General features: G+C 37.8%; 9 protein-coding genes. 2 read left to right on the forward strand and 7 right to left on the reverse strand.

Features of this window, described 5'->3' with window-relative positions; translation table 11 throughout:
- A partial coding sequence (locus BLU80_RS12830) for an IS30 family transposase (protein WP_139188150.1) occupies window positions 1–340 on the forward strand: 340 nt, incomplete at its 5' end.
- A gap of 70 nt (window positions 341–410) precedes the next feature.
- Here BLU80_RS12830 and BLU80_RS12835 read toward each other — a convergent pair.
- Both BLU80_RS12835 and BLU80_RS12840 read right to left on the reverse strand, forming a co-directional pair.
- Window positions 411–1,385 (reverse strand): ROK family protein, encoded by a 975-nt coding sequence (locus tag BLU80_RS12835; RefSeq protein ID WP_091399096.1) that lies wholly within the window; start codon window positions 1,383–1,385, stop codon window positions 411–413.
- A 143-nt stretch (window positions 1,386–1,528) separates the two neighbouring features.
- Window positions 1,529–2,770 (reverse strand): MFS transporter, encoded by a 1,242-nt coding sequence (locus BLU80_RS12840; protein WP_091399099.1) that lies wholly within the window; start codon window positions 2,768–2,770, stop codon window positions 1,529–1,531.
- A 631-nt stretch (window positions 2,771–3,401) separates the two neighbouring features.
- Here BLU80_RS12840 and BLU80_RS12845 point away from each other — a divergent pair.
- Window positions 3,402–3,965, forward strand: a complete 564-nt coding sequence (locus BLU80_RS12845; RefSeq protein ID WP_091399104.1) for a helix-turn-helix domain-containing protein — start codon at window positions 3,402–3,404, stop codon at window positions 3,963–3,965.
- A 1,092-nt stretch (window positions 3,966–5,057) separates the two neighbouring features.
- Here the strand turns inward: BLU80_RS12845 and BLU80_RS12850 are convergent.
- From BLU80_RS12850 to BLU80_RS12875, 5 genes are all read right to left on the reverse strand, one after another.
- Complete coding sequence (locus BLU80_RS12850) at window positions 5,058–5,825, reverse strand: DUF3823 domain-containing protein (protein ID WP_091399107.1); 768 nt, start codon at window positions 5,823–5,825, stop codon at window positions 5,058–5,060.
- 64 nt (window positions 5,826–5,889) lie between these two features.
- The gene (locus BLU80_RS12855) at window positions 5,890–7,782 is read right to left on the reverse strand and encodes a RagB/SusD family nutrient uptake outer membrane protein (protein ID WP_091399109.1); all 1,893 of its coding nucleotides are present in this window, start codon (window positions 7,780–7,782) and stop codon (window positions 5,890–5,892) included.
- Window positions 7,783–7,799: 17 nt separating this feature from the next.
- Entirely contained in the window at window positions 7,800–11,108 is a 3,309-nt protein-coding gene (locus BLU80_RS12860; protein ID WP_091399112.1) for a SusC/RagA family TonB-linked outer membrane protein, read from the reverse strand.
- Window positions 11,109–12,510: 1,402 nt separating this feature from the next.
- Window positions 12,511–13,812, reverse strand: a complete 1,302-nt coding sequence (locus BLU80_RS12870) for an oligogalacturonate lyase family protein (protein ID WP_244518906.1) — start codon at window positions 13,810–13,812, stop codon at window positions 12,511–12,513.
- A 707-nt stretch (window positions 13,813–14,519) separates the two neighbouring features.
- A complete protein-coding gene (locus BLU80_RS12875; protein ID WP_211481836.1) occupies window positions 14,520–16,238 on the reverse strand; it encodes a sulfatase family protein in 1,719 nt (572 codons plus the stop codon).
- Window positions 16,239–16,284: the final 46 nt, after the last annotated feature.

Genomic DNA, 16,284 nt, shown 5'->3' on the forward strand with positions numbered 1-16,284 from the left:
CAAAAAAATCATTAAAAGAATGAAAAAATACCCACCGATAAAAACAATGACTTTTGACAACGATTTGGCATTCGCACAACATGAAGAGATTGCAAAAGCATTAGATGTCAAGACTTACTTCACAAGGCCATATACGTCACAAGACAAAGGGACAATTGAAAACAGGAACGGAATAATCAGACTATTCTTCCCCAAAAAAACTGACTTTAATGAAATTGATAACAAGGAAATAAAAAGGGTCGAAAAGGCGATCAATAACAGACCAATAAGAAAATTTGGCTATGCCACCGCAAATGAAGTATTTTTACGATTCGAAGGTAGCGTTGCACTTATTCCTTGAACACAGGATTAATTAATATCAAATATTTGGATACAGCCGGCAAACAATTAATATCTGGCTTCAAATGATGCTATTTTTCCCGGTCGTAATATAGTGCGGCAGCACCTAAAATCGCTCCATGAATTAATGTGGATGGATAGATTTTTATTTTTGTAAGAATACCGGGATATGCGAAATCCTGCAAGGCAAGCATCATACTTTTCTCAAATAAATCAAAGGCCTGACTGATAGACCCGCCTAGTACAATACAATCAGGGTCGTATGCATACATGGCAATTTTTATAGCCTGCCCTAAATGATGACCAAATTGCTGATACATTTTTATGGCAGCAGACTCTCCTTTTCTGGCTTGATTAAAACAAGTCTTTCCATCTACCCCATGTTTAATAAAAAAAGCCCCACTCACATAATCTTCAAGATTACTGTCCAGATAAGGCATACAACCAATCTCCCCTGCTCCACAGTTTGGTCCGCTATAAAGCTTGCCGTTAAGAATCAAACCAGCACCGAGTCCCGTTCCGAGCGTCAGACCTACCAGCGACATGGTTGGTTTGCTTTTTTGATCAGCGTCAATTATTTCATCCACGGGCTGCATTTTAATGCCATGGCTTCTCTGGGAATGATCTGCCTCACCAAAATAGAACTCTCCCAATGCAAATACATTGGCATCGTTATTTACAAGGGCCGGAATCCTGAAATTTTTCTTAATTAATTCACCAAGTTTCAATTCCTTACACGCCGGAATATGTTGGATGTCGAAAACAGTTCCTGTTTCAATATCCACAATACTGGGTACTCCAACACAAATAGCAACTGGATGTACCTTTTCATGTAAGGATAATAATTCAGAAATCAAAGTCGATAAGGAAGTCCATACTTCTCCAGCACCCCCCTGATTAGGTGTAGGCTTACTAATAATGTCAGTCATAGCCTTCCTGGAAACCAAGGCAGCTCTTAGCTGAGTAGCTCCAAAATCAATTCCTATTACCCATGAATCCTTATGCGCTTCCTCTTGTATTAGCCTATCTGAATTAATTACATACATTTTTTCACCTCCCTTAAACGCTATTCTTTATTTTTTATATAAAAATTCTCATATATATAAACAACTGCCAAAGTCGACTTACTCCAAATAGGACCACCTCCCCGTGATTTCCCCCAGGCCGGCATTTTTATCATATTTCAGGGTTAAACCTTCTCAATTTTGTTTTTATTACCGCCAATGGTTGCATTATTAATCAGAGGTTTTGCCCAAAATCCTATACTTAAAATATAACCCATGGTCAAAAACAACATGGACATGCCAGCGGTAAGGCCAAAACTGTCACTTATTGCTCCCATTATCAGCGGAATAATGGCGCCACCAATAATAGCAGTGACCAAAATCCCAGCAAAAGAACCGTGGTGCTCACTTAAAGAATTAAGGGCCAGGGAGAAAATAACCGGATACATAACCGAAATAAAGAAGCCCACCATTGGAAATGCGTATAAAACCAAGGTTCCGGTCCCAAATAATCCAATAGCCAGACTAATCATGGCAAGGATAGTAAACAATTTTAGTAAGGCTCTGCTATCCATAACCTTTAAAAGAAATAAGCCCAAGATATTGCCTATTGTCATGTAACCCCAGAAATTGCCAAGCGTATCCGCTGCTGTGGCTGGCTCTATCCCATGGAGCGTCTGTAACAATAATGAAATATTATTATTTAATCCCTGCTCCGTTCCCACATAAAAGAAAATTCCTAGAAAATACAGGATTACGACAGGCTTTTTAATCAAATCCAGATGGACCTTAAGACTTCCCGCCTTTTCATCCAGTGTAAGTTCAACCTTCGGAAATTTCATAAGCGCGATAATCAAAATCATTAACAGGGAAATCCCTCCAAAGATCCAATAAAGAGCAATCCAGGGCATTCCGGCCGGAACCCAATTGGAATAAATATCCCCCCCCTGAACGGAGAGACGTTGTACAACATAAGTGAATGCTCTCGGACTTAGAAAGGAGGCTGCTCCAAATATCAATTGAGCTAGTACAGAAGTGAAGGCATAGTTTTTTTCTCCTCCCGCCGTTCTAAGTAACGGGTTGATGACGACTTGCAGCATGGCCATACCACTTCCTATAATAAATAAAGAAATAATAGCTGTCAGATAATTTGGCCATATTGCCAGCAGCAGAGAACCTATAAAGGACGTTATAAAGCCAAAAATCATAATCTTTTTCTCCCGGTATCTCTCCAATAATATTCCCGTTGGAATGGAGACAAGACCATAAGCTATAAAAAAAGCAAAAGGAAGCAAGGCTGCCAGGGTCAGGCTCAGATTAAAATCCTTAATAAAATCAGGATTTAGGGCTCCAATTATATTGGTCAGAAAGGAGATCACAAAAAATGTGAGCATTATCAGGACAACAATAGTTAAACTCCTCTTCATTTTTATTAGCTATTTTAATATGTATAAGATTACAACCCCTATGTTTTAATCGATTCGTGCGTTGATATGAGGTCTTCTGATAAAAAATATTACGGAAGATTGGCCCACAAACAAAGAAGCACCAATCAATATATTTAAAAATGGCCCCCCAACAGCCGTAAAATATTAATGCTCCCATTATCCCTTAAAATCAGGACATTAATCGGCAATTCCTCTATAAATATAAGGTCATTGAAGTTTTTAGCAAAAAATTGCAACCATTTATTACCTGAATTAAATAAGGCATTTTATCCGTCTAATTTCAACTGTGGCATACAAATCCAATTATTACCACAATTAAAAGGTATATCGATTCAAAGAACAGTATCCTGTTTCAAAAACAAATTGATTAAGCGACTGAATTAAATTACCATTTGATTTCCCTAAGAAGAAATAAAGCCTGCCCCAGAGATTAAGCAATCAAAACCTAATCTCGTTTCCTTTTCCTTGCGAATGAATATTATATAATTCATCTTTATTTTAAATTCTTGTTTCCATTTCTGAGGGCCTACTTCTTTGTACCTGATAGATATTCTTTACAAATACCAGGATTTTAAAATTATCGTCAGTCATGCATTAATTTTATCCTACAATGGCAAAGAACAACCTAGATAGAAAGCGATTAGGACAGCATTTTAAAGAATTAAGGACCCGCCTTGGATACTCTTTGGAGAATCTTGCCAGTATTACTGGCGTAAGTGCCCCAACCATTAGCCGGTTGGAAAATGGCCATCAAATTACCTTAAAAAAGCTGACCTTTATTTGTCAGGTCTTGGGGATTTCTCTGGAAGATTTAGCCGGGAAAAGCTATATCCAGATCTCCAACAAGCAGTTTCAGGCCAATATCAAAAAGAAAATTGAAAAACTCCCCCTGTCATCAACAACTTATAAGGAAATTAATGAGGAAGCCAAAAGTTTTCATGGACCTTCCTACCTTGTGAAAATGGCTATGGAGGAAGGTTATTTGAATGAGTTCCGGGAAGTCCATGAAATTCAGCAGCACATCCACTACACCTCAAAAATAACTTTACTGCCATCCAGCATAACCAATGCCCTGAAACGAAATCCGGGAATTATTTATAAGGCTAGCGAAAGAAACGGTTACCTTAAATATAAATGCAAAGCAGCAAAAAAGGGAACAAAAAAAAGACCTTAAACACGATCTTCTGTTCTGATTTATTAAATTACAGGATGCCATAGCACGATAAGAATCCAGTAATACCCCCTAACACATAACGTTACTCAGACACTTTTAAGATATTTATCAACACCCTATTGGCTTAAACATAACCCGCCTGTTGTCGTAATATTACTACAATGATTTCCAAGGATTACTACAATTAAAACATATTGAAAATCATAATTTTGTTATTACAATTCAGAATAATGACGACACTCATTATTTAAATTTTAATTTGAAGATGCCTACACTATAGGTGCCAGGGTTAATTCGCAACCAATTTGGATCATATAAAAACCATTTTACTCTGGTACCTATATAACTTGTAGCATCATTTAAAGGATTAATATAAGGCATGCAGTAAAATTATGGTGCCTGATTTTGCCCGTTAATTTGTTGCCTATTTACATAACCATTTTAAAAAGCAACATACAATAATTGGCTTTCGGCCCATCCGTCCCTGTCAGTCTCAACAATATGTACCCGCTGTAAAATCAGCTTTCGATTTCCCTATGAAAAACACCTACCTTCTATTGCTTGCCTCGTGAAAGCAACGAATAAGAAATAAACTTAATAAATCTGATCATATAAATATATTTTCGATTAAGGACCGATTTTCCAATATACAAAAATTTGTCTCTAGTAATCTCTTTGATTGTATTCGCCTTTTGAGAAGTAGAAAAGCAATGCCCCTGTAGCCATGTTTGGATGTGAATAATCGCATAACACAGGCCGATCGGGGCATTACTAAATTAGGTTTGATTCTTTTAAAAACCAATCAAGTAGACGCTTTTGAATTTTGTTTTATTTTAAATTTATTAAAATTGGCCAAGCCTCGGAGAAAAAAAATACATTTTTCTGCCAACTATTCACCACTTTACCATTGTTTCTTATCAATTTCAACTAGTAAAAAAGTAAACTGGCCGACTTTTAAACTTTATAGAAAATGTCTAGATTCTCTTTAAGTTAATGCCGACCAGTCCACATTATAACTACACTAAACGCTTGCATATGATTTAAACAAGGCTCATTATTTTTATGAGGCCAAGTTTTAATCAAGAAATCTCCTTATGGAAGCTCCACCTTAATAATATCCGAGAAGATCATATCATCCACACCTTCAATTTTTACACCTACTCGGGCATAGAAGTAATTCTGATCGGCCACCCCGATGTTTCCTCCTGAAATATCTTCTGGAATTTTAGCTTGTAACGCAATACTTGAAAGATTGCTTAAATCAGATCCTGCTATAGTCTGTTTAGCAATATTATTGTCTTCGTCCACAAAGGATGTGCGATTCACATAGAGTCCTACAAACTCAATATCCTTCGCCCTGCTATCTGTTATAACTTTGCTGATAGCAGCAGAAGCCTTTACTATTGAGTCTGCACCCACAGTAAAATTTGCCTGATCAATCATATAATAAGGCAAGACTTCTATATCCATGTCTGTATTTCCATTTAAATGTAAAATTGTGGTATCGGAACCAGTCTGCTCATCTTGCAGACTTATAAAAGGACCTTGTGCAGAAGGTATAACGAGTTTATAATCTCCATTATACAGCAAAGCAGAAAAGGAACCATCCTGATCCAGGTACACATCAATTGCTCCACTTTTCCCAAAACCATCCTGCCAGAGCTCAAAATAAACAGCCCCGATTCCATTACCATCTGTTAGCCCCGTGTTTTTAACCCGAATCGGATTTCCTTTATAAACTAGGTGGCCGGTAAACCTGGTCTGTGGAGCTGTATAGTTATCTTTTTGACAACTGGCGGCCGCTAAAATCATCCCCATCATAATAGCCATTATCTGATAAATCAAACGAATATTTTTCATAAAATAATTTTTAAAACTAAATAAATACTAGCCGTAACCATGGATTACGGTAGAATACACCGAATTATTGGTTCGGATTTTTAATAATCTTCGGATTATTACTAATAATAGTCTGATCAATAGTGGAGTAATAATTACCTAACTGAAACCGATGCGCTGCAGTCACTTCACCAGGTTTTACGACTTTATAGATCCACTTCCCGTCATTTGCCTTACCGGGAGCATAAACTTTATAAGGCCATAGGCCATAGGCCATGGTATTGGGTGCGGTAGCGGTACCCACTCCCGCTTCTAATTCACTAGCAGAAATAGTCTGACCATTCCATACCTTATGCGCTATGCGCCAACGCTTATTATCAAAAAGCTCATGACCTTCAAAGGCCAGTTCCACTCTACGTTCATGGACAATCCGGTCGAAACTCATATCATTTGCCGTCAGATCTTTTGTGAACCCGGCCCTTTTTCTGATCTGATTGATGTATAAGGCGGCAGAATCCTTGTTCCCTAGCTCATACTCAGCTTCCGCCAGGTTCAACAACACTTCACCAAACCGGTAGCGTACCCACCATACTTCACTTTGGGTTCCTATCTGCCCGGAACCTGTGGCAGGATCCATAAATTTGCGAACATAAAATCCGGTTTGTGCAGCAAATTCCAGTCCGTCAATTGGCCCAGAAAATCCCACGGCCTGCTCCTTATAGTCTCTGTCGGGGAGTTGTGCCTGCCCGCCAAATGTACCTGAGGTAACAATTGCACCTGAGGACGCAACAAAGTAGCCGGCCCAGATATCTACATCCTTTCCTTTAAACTGACTTCCGGGAAGTATAAAAGTCCCTGCCAGACGGGCATCACGATTATTAAAAATATCAGCTTCATTTTCATAATAAGCATAGTCTGAACCGTTTTTCACAACAAAGGGTGTGTATTTATTATCCAGTGTTTCATATTTTAAGGCTAGGTTCAGTGTTGGATTCACCCTGCCCCCTTGAGCTTCCTCTGCAATTGCCCTTGGTTGATTATTCAAGGTCCAACCTTCAATAGTTCCACTCTTTAATTTGAAATTCTGAGCAAAAATCACTTCCGGATTGTTACCCTTATCGTAAAACAACGCAGCAAAGTTATCAGCCAAATCATCCGGCTTTTTCATATAAAGACTGTATTTCCCGCTTTTAACCAATGCCAACGATGCATTTCTGGAAATCTGATAGTATTTATTGGCTTCAGAACTTGCAATGCCAACTTCTCCTCCAGAAAGGCTGACGCTAGGAGTACTACTTCCAAATTTAGCTATAGAAGCTGCATATAAGGCAGCTCTGGACTTCATTGCCAGACACAATCCTTTTGAGGCTCTGTCTTGCACACTTGCATCATCGGGCAAATCAACCATTGCCGTATCCAATTCGGACAAAACAAAATCATATACTTCAGACTCTTTCGCCCTGGGCTGTTGCAAATAAGATGGGTCTCCGCTATAATCGTAGGTCAGCGCTTCAGTTACAATCGGCACCCCACCCATTCTTTTGACCAGTTCAAAATAGTTCGCAGCTCTTAAAAATCTGGCTTCTGCAATAAAACGTGCTTTATCCGCATCATCAAGTGCAGTTGCGCCTTTACAACGTGAAATGTAAATATTAATATTGCGGATATAATCATAATTCCACAAACTCCACCAAGAATATGGAAAATCTGTCTGCTGTGCCCGCCAGTAATTACCTGCTTCTGATGGAAATGCCTCATCAAAATTGGTAAATTCTGACCAGTTGGTGATAGTTTGCTGATCTACATACCCCTTATACAAATCTGCAAGCGCAGAGAAGGCAAGTTCCTTTGACCCGAAAACCTGGTCTGTTGTTAGAATGGAAGTCGGATCATTCGTTAAAAAATCTTTGCTACAGCCAGTCGTCATTAAAGTAATGCCGCTTGCAGCAGCCAAGGCTATTAAAAATATCTTTTTCATAACTTGTATTTTAAAAATTAGAAACTGAGGTTTACTCCCACGTTCAAATATTTACTTTGTGGATAAGTCAAACCATTCCCATCATAGATTTCTGCATCAATGCCATAGCTATGCATATTATCTATGGAAAACAGATTATTCGCATTTACATAAAATCTGGCCTTACTTATTTTAATTTTATCCAGTAAAACATTTGGTAAGGAATAACCAATTTCCAGTGTTCTACATCTGATGTATTTTACATTAGTCAGCCAGAAAGTAGAAGTTTTATTATAATTGCTTTGTCCCCCTTCATTAAAACGCATAGATGGATAATCACCGGCTACCCAGGGACTGTTTACGTCATAGATGTCCTCATGATGCCAATGACTTTCATAGAAAACTTCCTGCAAGGCCCCGCCGTTCTGATAAGGCCAGCGCATTTCGTAATCCCGGATAAAACTATAACCACTACCCATAGAAAAATCCATATGAAAATCAAAGCCTTTCCAATTGACGGCAATATTAAGCCCCCCATTAAATATAGGGTTACGGCCTGCGCCCCAGCCAATGGGACGTGTATCCTGCTGATTTATAACGCCGTCCTCATTTATATCTTTATAGATAAAGTCACCAGGAAGTAGCGTTTTATTACCCTGACCATCTATATTGACAGGATAATCATTAATCTGCTGTTGAGAGGTAAACTGGCCAATGACAGTATAGCCCCAACTTAAATTCTGCGGACGTCCTTCTGCACTATTGTAATACTCATCAAGAGAATTAAAGAATCTGGGCTTATACGTAGAAACAGTGTAGGTTCTGGCATAAGACATATTAGCTCCTACCGAAAAATCAAGATCCCCTATTTTTCCCGTGTAAGTCAATGCCCCTTCCAGCCCTTCTACCTTATCTTTATTATCTGCCAGATTTTCTTCTGGCAATGTATAACCTAACTCACTGGGCAACAAGACATCATATTTGGTACCTGGAATATCAGATCTTTCTCTTTTAAAATAATCAAAAGTACCGGTCAGTTTATTATGAAACAGGCCGAAATCCAAGCCTAAATCAAGCATATGGCTCTTAATCCAGGTAATATTGGTCACCGGAATTCCTCTGTATGAAGAACTAATAACAGCAGTCCCATCTAAAATAGCAGGATTCCCATTATTATAATCATAGGCTTCCAAATAGGAAAATTCATCGATAGGCAAATTTCTATCATCCCCAGTCAATCCGTAAGAGCCTCTTAATTTCAATTCATTTAAGATGCCAGGGCTTATTAGTTTCTGGAAAAAGGGTTCCTGTGTTATACGCCAGCCTGCTGAAGCAGACGGGAAAGTACCCCATTTATGGTCGGGACTTAAAATATAAGAAGCATCTCTTCTACCAGCAACCTCCAGATAATACTTATTATTATAATTATAGCTAACACGACCAACATAACCAATCTTGGAAGTAGTTACGTCCCCGTCATCATAAGTATCCATTGTGGAAAAATAAATCAAGGGCAGCACATTGGTCGTTGGAACGGCATGGACCCAGTTGCTGAGCTCCTGGCGCTTGTTTCTCTCATTTACGAAAGTGATCCCTATTGTGTGCTTACCAAAACTATGGTTATAATCTGCCTGCAACTGTACATCTGTTGAGGTAAACATCTGTTGTTTACGTTCCCTCCAGGGATTAGAACTACCTCCTGTAACATTATAAGTACTATCCTTAGGGTCAAATGTGTATGCATCATAAGTATACTCATGATTATTAAGTAATTCACTTGCATAGTAATAACCAAATAATCCCTTCAATACCAATCCTTCTATAGGCGTCTTATACTCTGCATTCAAATTGGTTTGTAACACCCTCCAGGTATCGCGGTATTTTCCTGACAACGTAGTATTAAGCAATCCCCAGTTTTCATTATTATGACCGATATCATTCAAATAAGCGGGATTATCATTGGCATATGGCCTTTCCCAAGGGGTGTTACGTAAAATGGCAAAGCGAGCCTCCCAATAATCATCCGTACCGGGAACACCTGGATTTTGCCTGTCTTCAATACGGCCATTAATGGAGGCCCCAATTTTTAGGCGTTTGGTCACCTGAGCGTCAATATTACTTTGAATATTGGTCCGATTGAACTTGTATTCTCTTCCTAATACCGAATTCTGATATAAGTTACTGGCTGATACATAGTAATTGATTTTATCAGAACCGCCAGTAAAATTCAGATTCACATTATTGAGAGGGGCATTGGGTTTTACAATAAAATCATACCAGTTAAAGCTTTTGTAGCCATCCTCTGTTCCTTTCAGATATTTATCAAGTTCATCCTGAGAAATCGGAGTACGGCCTTGGTTGACATCCGCTTCTACTTTCCCTTTCTGCCAGTCATAATTATCAACTGTTTTGGGGAATCTAGTCCAGTTCTGCCATCCCATGTAAGCATTTAAGTTAATCCGATTTGCGCTTCCAAGTTTACCTCTTTTAGTTGTCACCAGCACAACCCCGTTTGCAGCTTCTACTCCATAAATTGCCGCCGAGGCATCCTTCAGAACGGAGATACTTTCTATATCATTTGGTGAAATATTATTAAACTGCCCTTCATCCTGAGGGATTCCATCAATAATAAACAGTGCAGATCCCATATTTCTGATAGAAACACTGGCGCTGGCCCCGGGCCTACTATCAGACATTCTAAATGTAACCCCAGGCAATTTACCAGCCAAGGCTGCACTAACAGTAGATCCATTATGATTGTTTTCAAGATCCTTGCTGCTAACTGTAGCAATAGCAGAAGTTACATCAGATTTTTTCTTATTTCCGTATCCAATCACCACAACATCATTTAGGCTGCTGTCAGAAGATTCTATTAACTGAATATCCAGACTTTCTGTTGCACCAAGTGCCAGCCTTTGTTCAATATACCCGATATATGACACATAAAGCGTATCACCGGCGTTTGCCTTAAAAGAAAACGATCCATCTGACTCAGATAATGCTCCAGCTGCCCCGTCAGGCACTTTTAAAGAAACCCCTTCCATGGGTTTTCCCTGCGTATTATAAACATGACCATGGTAACTATGAAGAACAGCCATTTGGTTGTTGTTACCAACAGTTGTGTCCTGGGCAAAAACGCCATCAGGATTAAAAAGAACAAGTATTAGGATTAATAATAATGAAGTAAAAGCCCGTAATAGTGTCATTGCAAAGTCCTTACGTCCTTTATCGATAAGAACGGATTGGGTCATATGAGGTGCACTATTTTTATTCATAGGCAGCCCCATATTACCTTGCCGCTCCAAATCTTCAACAATATTGTTGATTTGATAATAATCGTTTTGCATTTAAATAATTTTAGGATAGTAAATAGTTATAAATGATCGTATTGAAAAAACTATTGCAGGCCAAATTCAGCTGTAATTAGAAAGCTCATTCAGGAGCCTGCAAAAGATGGACAATAGATTATCCGTCTTCCGTTAAACTATGCAACATGGCCCTTGTATATTTTAATGCACCCCTGGTACGAGTCTCCGTATGTAAGTCGCCACAATTAAAAAAAATTAATTTAACTTGATGTAAGCAACCGCAAGTCCTCACTTTTAATTCTAATGAATCTTTATGCCACCCATCTTTCCCGATGCCATACCAGACACTCTTCAAAATAATGATCGATTTATATTTCATTTTTTTCATTTCCCGCATTTTAAAAACAAGAAAAATCCTAGCTACTGCCGGTAGAGGACATAAGTTTCCTGGTCACACTTCAGCGCAAACGTTTGCGCTAAAAAAGCATGAGAAAACCAGTTCACCACTGGTTCTTTGATAAAACATATGAAATACAACTGGCGGTACTTTATGTTTAATCCCTATAGCCGAATTGAGTATCTAAAAAGTAATGCCCTCGAAGCACTATTTAACCCCTGTTATAGCAATTCCGTCTATTACAGATTTCATCAACAGGAACTATAATCAAGCCCTACTCTAGATGGTGTAGTGAAGTAAATTAAAATCCATTTTTAAGTGTTTTCCTGACCGACATATTGCGTCGACCTGAGTTCTACATACAGGCGTATTAAGATAACCCTTTATTTTTAAAGGAATTTAAATTAAAACAATTACCAGTTTACCAGACCGGTTGGCTGTATATTATCCCCTTCATTCTTTACGAAAGCTACTTAAACGTAATCGTTTGCATTAATAGGTTAAAAAACTGTGTTTATCATTTTTTGTTTAAAAAATCTTAAGAAATTTTTTGTGACTTTAGAAATGAAATTCGTTACTGAGCGGTTTACGATTACTTTGGCTCACGTTCACCGGTTTACTGCGTTTTCATTTGAATTGAGTATTCAAACCCATTTTCTACCATCGCATTTCAAATCCTTAAATTTTTGATTAAATTAGAACAGTTTTGGCAATTCATTGGCAATTTACGCTACTATTAAAAAAGTTTTTGTTATTTATTTAATATTGATTAACAAGAAAATTCGGATAAATCATAAGGAACCTTCAAAGAATTAATTACTTACAACAATTTGCCTTAATTGAATTAATTCTCCAGCACCTAGCACTTTTTTACTTTAAAATAAACTTTGACACTACGTGAGCAATTATGCGTCTGACTTCGCAAGTATTATAATCTTACAAATAAGCTCCATACTCTTAAATTGCTACAATTATTATTCAATACACATATGCAAGCATTACTCTTTACAATTCCTCTTCTCTAGCTGGAAATGTTACGAAATCCTATTTCTGTTTTTTAATTTTTACAGCATAAATATCAGGGTGGCCTTCAAAATTTGCCCTAAATATAATCCATTGTTGGTCAGGTGAAAAATGAACATTTGGTTCTAACTGATAATCATGGTTATTTAAATCGACCAATTTCTCTGATTGTAAATATTCACCGTCTTTATTCCTTCCAGGTGTAAAATAATAGATCCATTTTCCATCTGGTGCATTGGCGACAGATTTATGGGCACCTCCGTCCCCGGCAAAATGATCTTGATCCCAACTACTGGCATAATGAACCGACCATTCATTACGGGTTACATGAAATTTAATTTCCTTACCATCGCTTAGCCTTGTTCCCCCAACAAAAAATTCTTTGCCTCTTGGTAATTGTAAATCATACCAAATGTATTTGCCATCAGAGCTAAACCATTCATGCCCCGCAATTTCCATGTCCATACTACGTTTATGAATCAAAGTTGGTGCTTCTTTTGAAGCAACATTAATAGTCCATATTCGATCCACTTTCTGCCAGGGACCTTCATGACAGAACATTAAAAGATCAGGATCAGTGGGTGAAAACTGAACATGGTTAAGCCACGCACTATCTGTAAAAATTTTGGATAATACCCCGGTTCTAATATCAATTGTAAAAAGAGTTCTGGGAAGTTTCGCTTCAAATATTCGGTTAAAATAACCGCCTTTGGAAGGGTATTTCTTAGTAATTTCTTTTTCTAATGGACTCGCAAAGGCTCCTGCCAAAAGGGTTCCGTTCGCGTTTACAGTCGTTATACTGGCTTTAAAATCATCTGGAAACTTAAAAATAAACCTGTTTTTGCCTGATAGTACATTGACACCAAAAACACTATCTTTAATCTGGTAATAAGCTTCCTTATTACGCTGATTAACAATTTCACCATACATGACACCACTACAATTAGTCAATCTTCGGGTTACCCCGGTCGTTAAATTATAACTATAAAGCTGATTATCAGATGAATTAACAGAAACTGATTTTACATAACCATCAGGTGTATTATTGCTCTGTCTGTCTGGTTTACTTCCGTAAAAAACCATCAAATCTCCGATAAATGGATTGTTGTGAAAGTAAAAACTACGATGTTTACCTGGGTTACTGATAAGTCTTTTAACCAGATGCCCTGTTACAGCGTCTACCCATTGCTCAGGCATATTACCTGTTCCAGTTTTTAACACAGGTTGAGCTTGAATAGAGTAAGTGATATTCACCGACAGTAATAAAATCATTACAAATCTGGCTTTTTGAAAAATGTTTCGGGTGTTTTCTATCTTATGCATAAGGCTTAATATTAGTATCAATATATTGAATTTTAGAAAATCAGATTTTAATTGCAAAACCATATAAATAAAGAGCTTAACTTGAAAACTGCTCTAAACTTGCCATGCAAAACAGGATTTTAAAAATCCGGGGCTGCTGTAATATCTTTCCCAATTCAAATCTAATAATTTCAATTGACTTAACCGTCCTGTACTATGCTGGTTTATTCAGTAGCCATTTTTGATTTTGTTAAGTTATAACCTAAAAGCGCTGAGCCATCAAAATTCTCCACCAAGCAGACAGATCGTCACAAGAAATTGAAGTAACCAAACGTCCCCCTCTCCCTTTCCTAATGGATATAATAAATTAATTGAGGAAAAATTAGACAATTCCACACTTGGTGCTTCCTATTTGGCCCAAAAATAGCCATGAGACTATCCTTTCTTTATAAGAAAATATATGAATTTAGGATTTTGAACAAAGAAGTTCATCAACACAGTCAAGCTACGCAAGGCAGCCTGACTGTGTTGCGCAGGGGACAGCATAATGTATCTGTGAGTACCTGCCCTCCCAGCTTTAATAAAAGAGGCTATTTTTCATCTTAATTAATAGTGCTATGGCATTAAACTTAATTCAGGAACAGAAGGCCGAATGATTCAATCAGAAACCGGGATTAAGGACCAACAGTAAAATCAGCCTAATAGATCATATATGCAGAGGCACAAGATTATTGCCCCCAATACAAATGAAAAATTTTTTGCATAACAGAACTGAAATCATCCCTATCATCTTTCACTAAATGTTTCTGTACCAGAAGTTCCTGCTTCATTTTTTGAATAACACCTTGGTATTGAGGGTCATGGTAGGCATTATGAAGCTCATGCGGATCAACTTTAAGATCATAGAATTCCCATCCCGGTGTTGTGGGCTGTTGCTGCGCTCCTGTAATCCCGAGTGGCTGGCCATAATAAAAAATAAGTTTGTACTGTTGATTTCTAATTCCAAAATGAGCAGGTCTTTTGACCAGATGTTCCCAATACCGATAATACATTACTTTACGCCAGTCTGCCGGTGTTTTACCTTCCAGATTTCGTCTGAAGCTTCTGCCCTGAACAAATTCAGGAGTTTTTAATCCTGCATAATCTGCAAATAACGCAGCAAAATCTGTATTGAGAATAAAATCCTGGATCCTGGTCTCTCCTTTAATTTCTTTGGGATAGACAATAACAAAAGGCATATGTAAAGACTCTTCAAACATCAATCTTTTATCAAAAAAGCCGTGTTCACCAAGAAAATAGCCCTGATCAGCAGTATAAATAATTACGGTATTACTGGAGAGTCCACTCTGGTCCAGATAATCTAGCAACCTCCCCAGGTTTTCATCATTGGCTGCGCCACAGCGCAGATAATCTTTAATAAATTTTTCATATGTTTTAATTCTGGCCTGAACGCTATCTAATCCGTTTAAATCAAACGGCATTCCGGGATAAGTGGTCCAATAATGTGCCGGATCCTTTTGATAGGTCATCCAACGTTCCGCCAAATCATTCAAATGTTGTCCCGGAAATACTCTGCCAGTAGTTTTTGCCCCGAAATCAAACAAAGACTGTGGAAACGGAATTTCTACATTATTATAAAGGTTTTTTAATCTGTCAGGATATTCCCATGGCTCGTGAGTTCCTTTAAAATGGACCATTTCAAAAAATGGCCTAGTAGTATCCCGGTCTTTTAACCAGTCTAACGCAAAATCTGTCACCAAATCTGTATTATAACCTTTATATTTTTTGCCTGTAATTCCCTTATCATCATCCTGCCAGTCTTTTTCAGATTTAAACACTGGGTCAAAATAAATCCCCTGATCATTCATAACCATAAAATGATCAAAGCCACTTGGCCTTTTCTTAAGTCCCCATTTACCAAAAATCGCCGTTTGATAACCACTTTTCTGAAGCACCTTGGCTATATTATCATGGGCCGGGCTCAGGCCATCTTCCAAGGCATACACCCCGTTGATCTGGCTATATTGCCCTGTAAGAATTGTCGCACGGCTAGGCGTACATAAAGAATTAACATTAAAACAGTTATCCAAAACAGCCCCTGCCTTGGCCATACGCTGGATATTCTTATTTTGCACATAGTCTTTTAATATACCTCCATAAATACCCCAAGATTGTCCAGTGTGATCATCAGCCATAACAAATAATATATTTGGGCGACTATCTTTTAAGGTTGATTCATTAATTCTGCCACTTCCTTTTGCGACATGTCCCTTGCTTTGCGCATTTAGAATACAAAATGAGCATGAGCAATAAATAATTGAAAGCGATAATAATAGTTTTTTTTTCAGGTTATGCCAGCGCCAATTAATAATAGCCCTAACTTTTATCCTCTTTTTAATCGCCTGAATCTCATTTAAGGCCATTTCATTTACTGGATTAGTATACATGTTTTTATGTAATATTCAATTAAATTTAAACTCCTCTCAACCTTAA

Source organism: Arachidicoccus rhizosphaerae, from assembly GCF_900107765.1.
GTDB classification, from domain to species: domain Bacteria; phylum Bacteroidota; class Bacteroidia; order Chitinophagales; family Chitinophagaceae; genus Arachidicoccus; species Arachidicoccus rhizosphaerae.

Bases quoted from the DNA above. Each gene is read 5' to 3' on its own strand.
- BLU80_RS12845 (WP_091399104.1), top strand. From the start codon at position 3,402: ATGGCAAAGAACAACCTAGATAGAAAGCGATTAGGACAGCATTTTAAA.
- BLU80_RS12870 (WP_244518906.1), bottom strand. From the start codon at position 13,812: ATGCATAAGATAGAAAACACCCGAAACATTTTTCAAAAAGCCAGATTT.
- BLU80_RS12840 (WP_091399099.1), bottom strand. From the start codon at position 2,770: ATGAAGAGGAGTTTAACTATTGTTGTCCTGATAATGCTCACATTTTTT.
- BLU80_RS12875 (WP_211481836.1), bottom strand. From the start codon at position 16,238: ATGTATACTAATCCAGTAAATGAAATGGCCTTAAATGAGATTCAGGCG.
- BLU80_RS12850 (WP_091399107.1), bottom strand. From the start codon at position 5,825: ATGAAAAATATTCGTTTGATTTATCAGATAATGGCTATTATGATGGGG.
- BLU80_RS12860 (WP_091399112.1), bottom strand. From the start codon at position 11,108: ATGCAAAACGATTATTATCAAATCAACAATATTGTTGAAGATTTGGAG.
- BLU80_RS12855 (WP_091399109.1), bottom strand. From the start codon at position 7,782: ATGAAAAAGATATTTTTAATAGCCTTGGCTGCTGCAAGCGGCATTACT.
- BLU80_RS12835 (WP_091399096.1), bottom strand. From the start codon at position 1,385: ATGTATGTAATTAATTCAGATAGGCTAATACAAGAGGAAGCGCATAAG.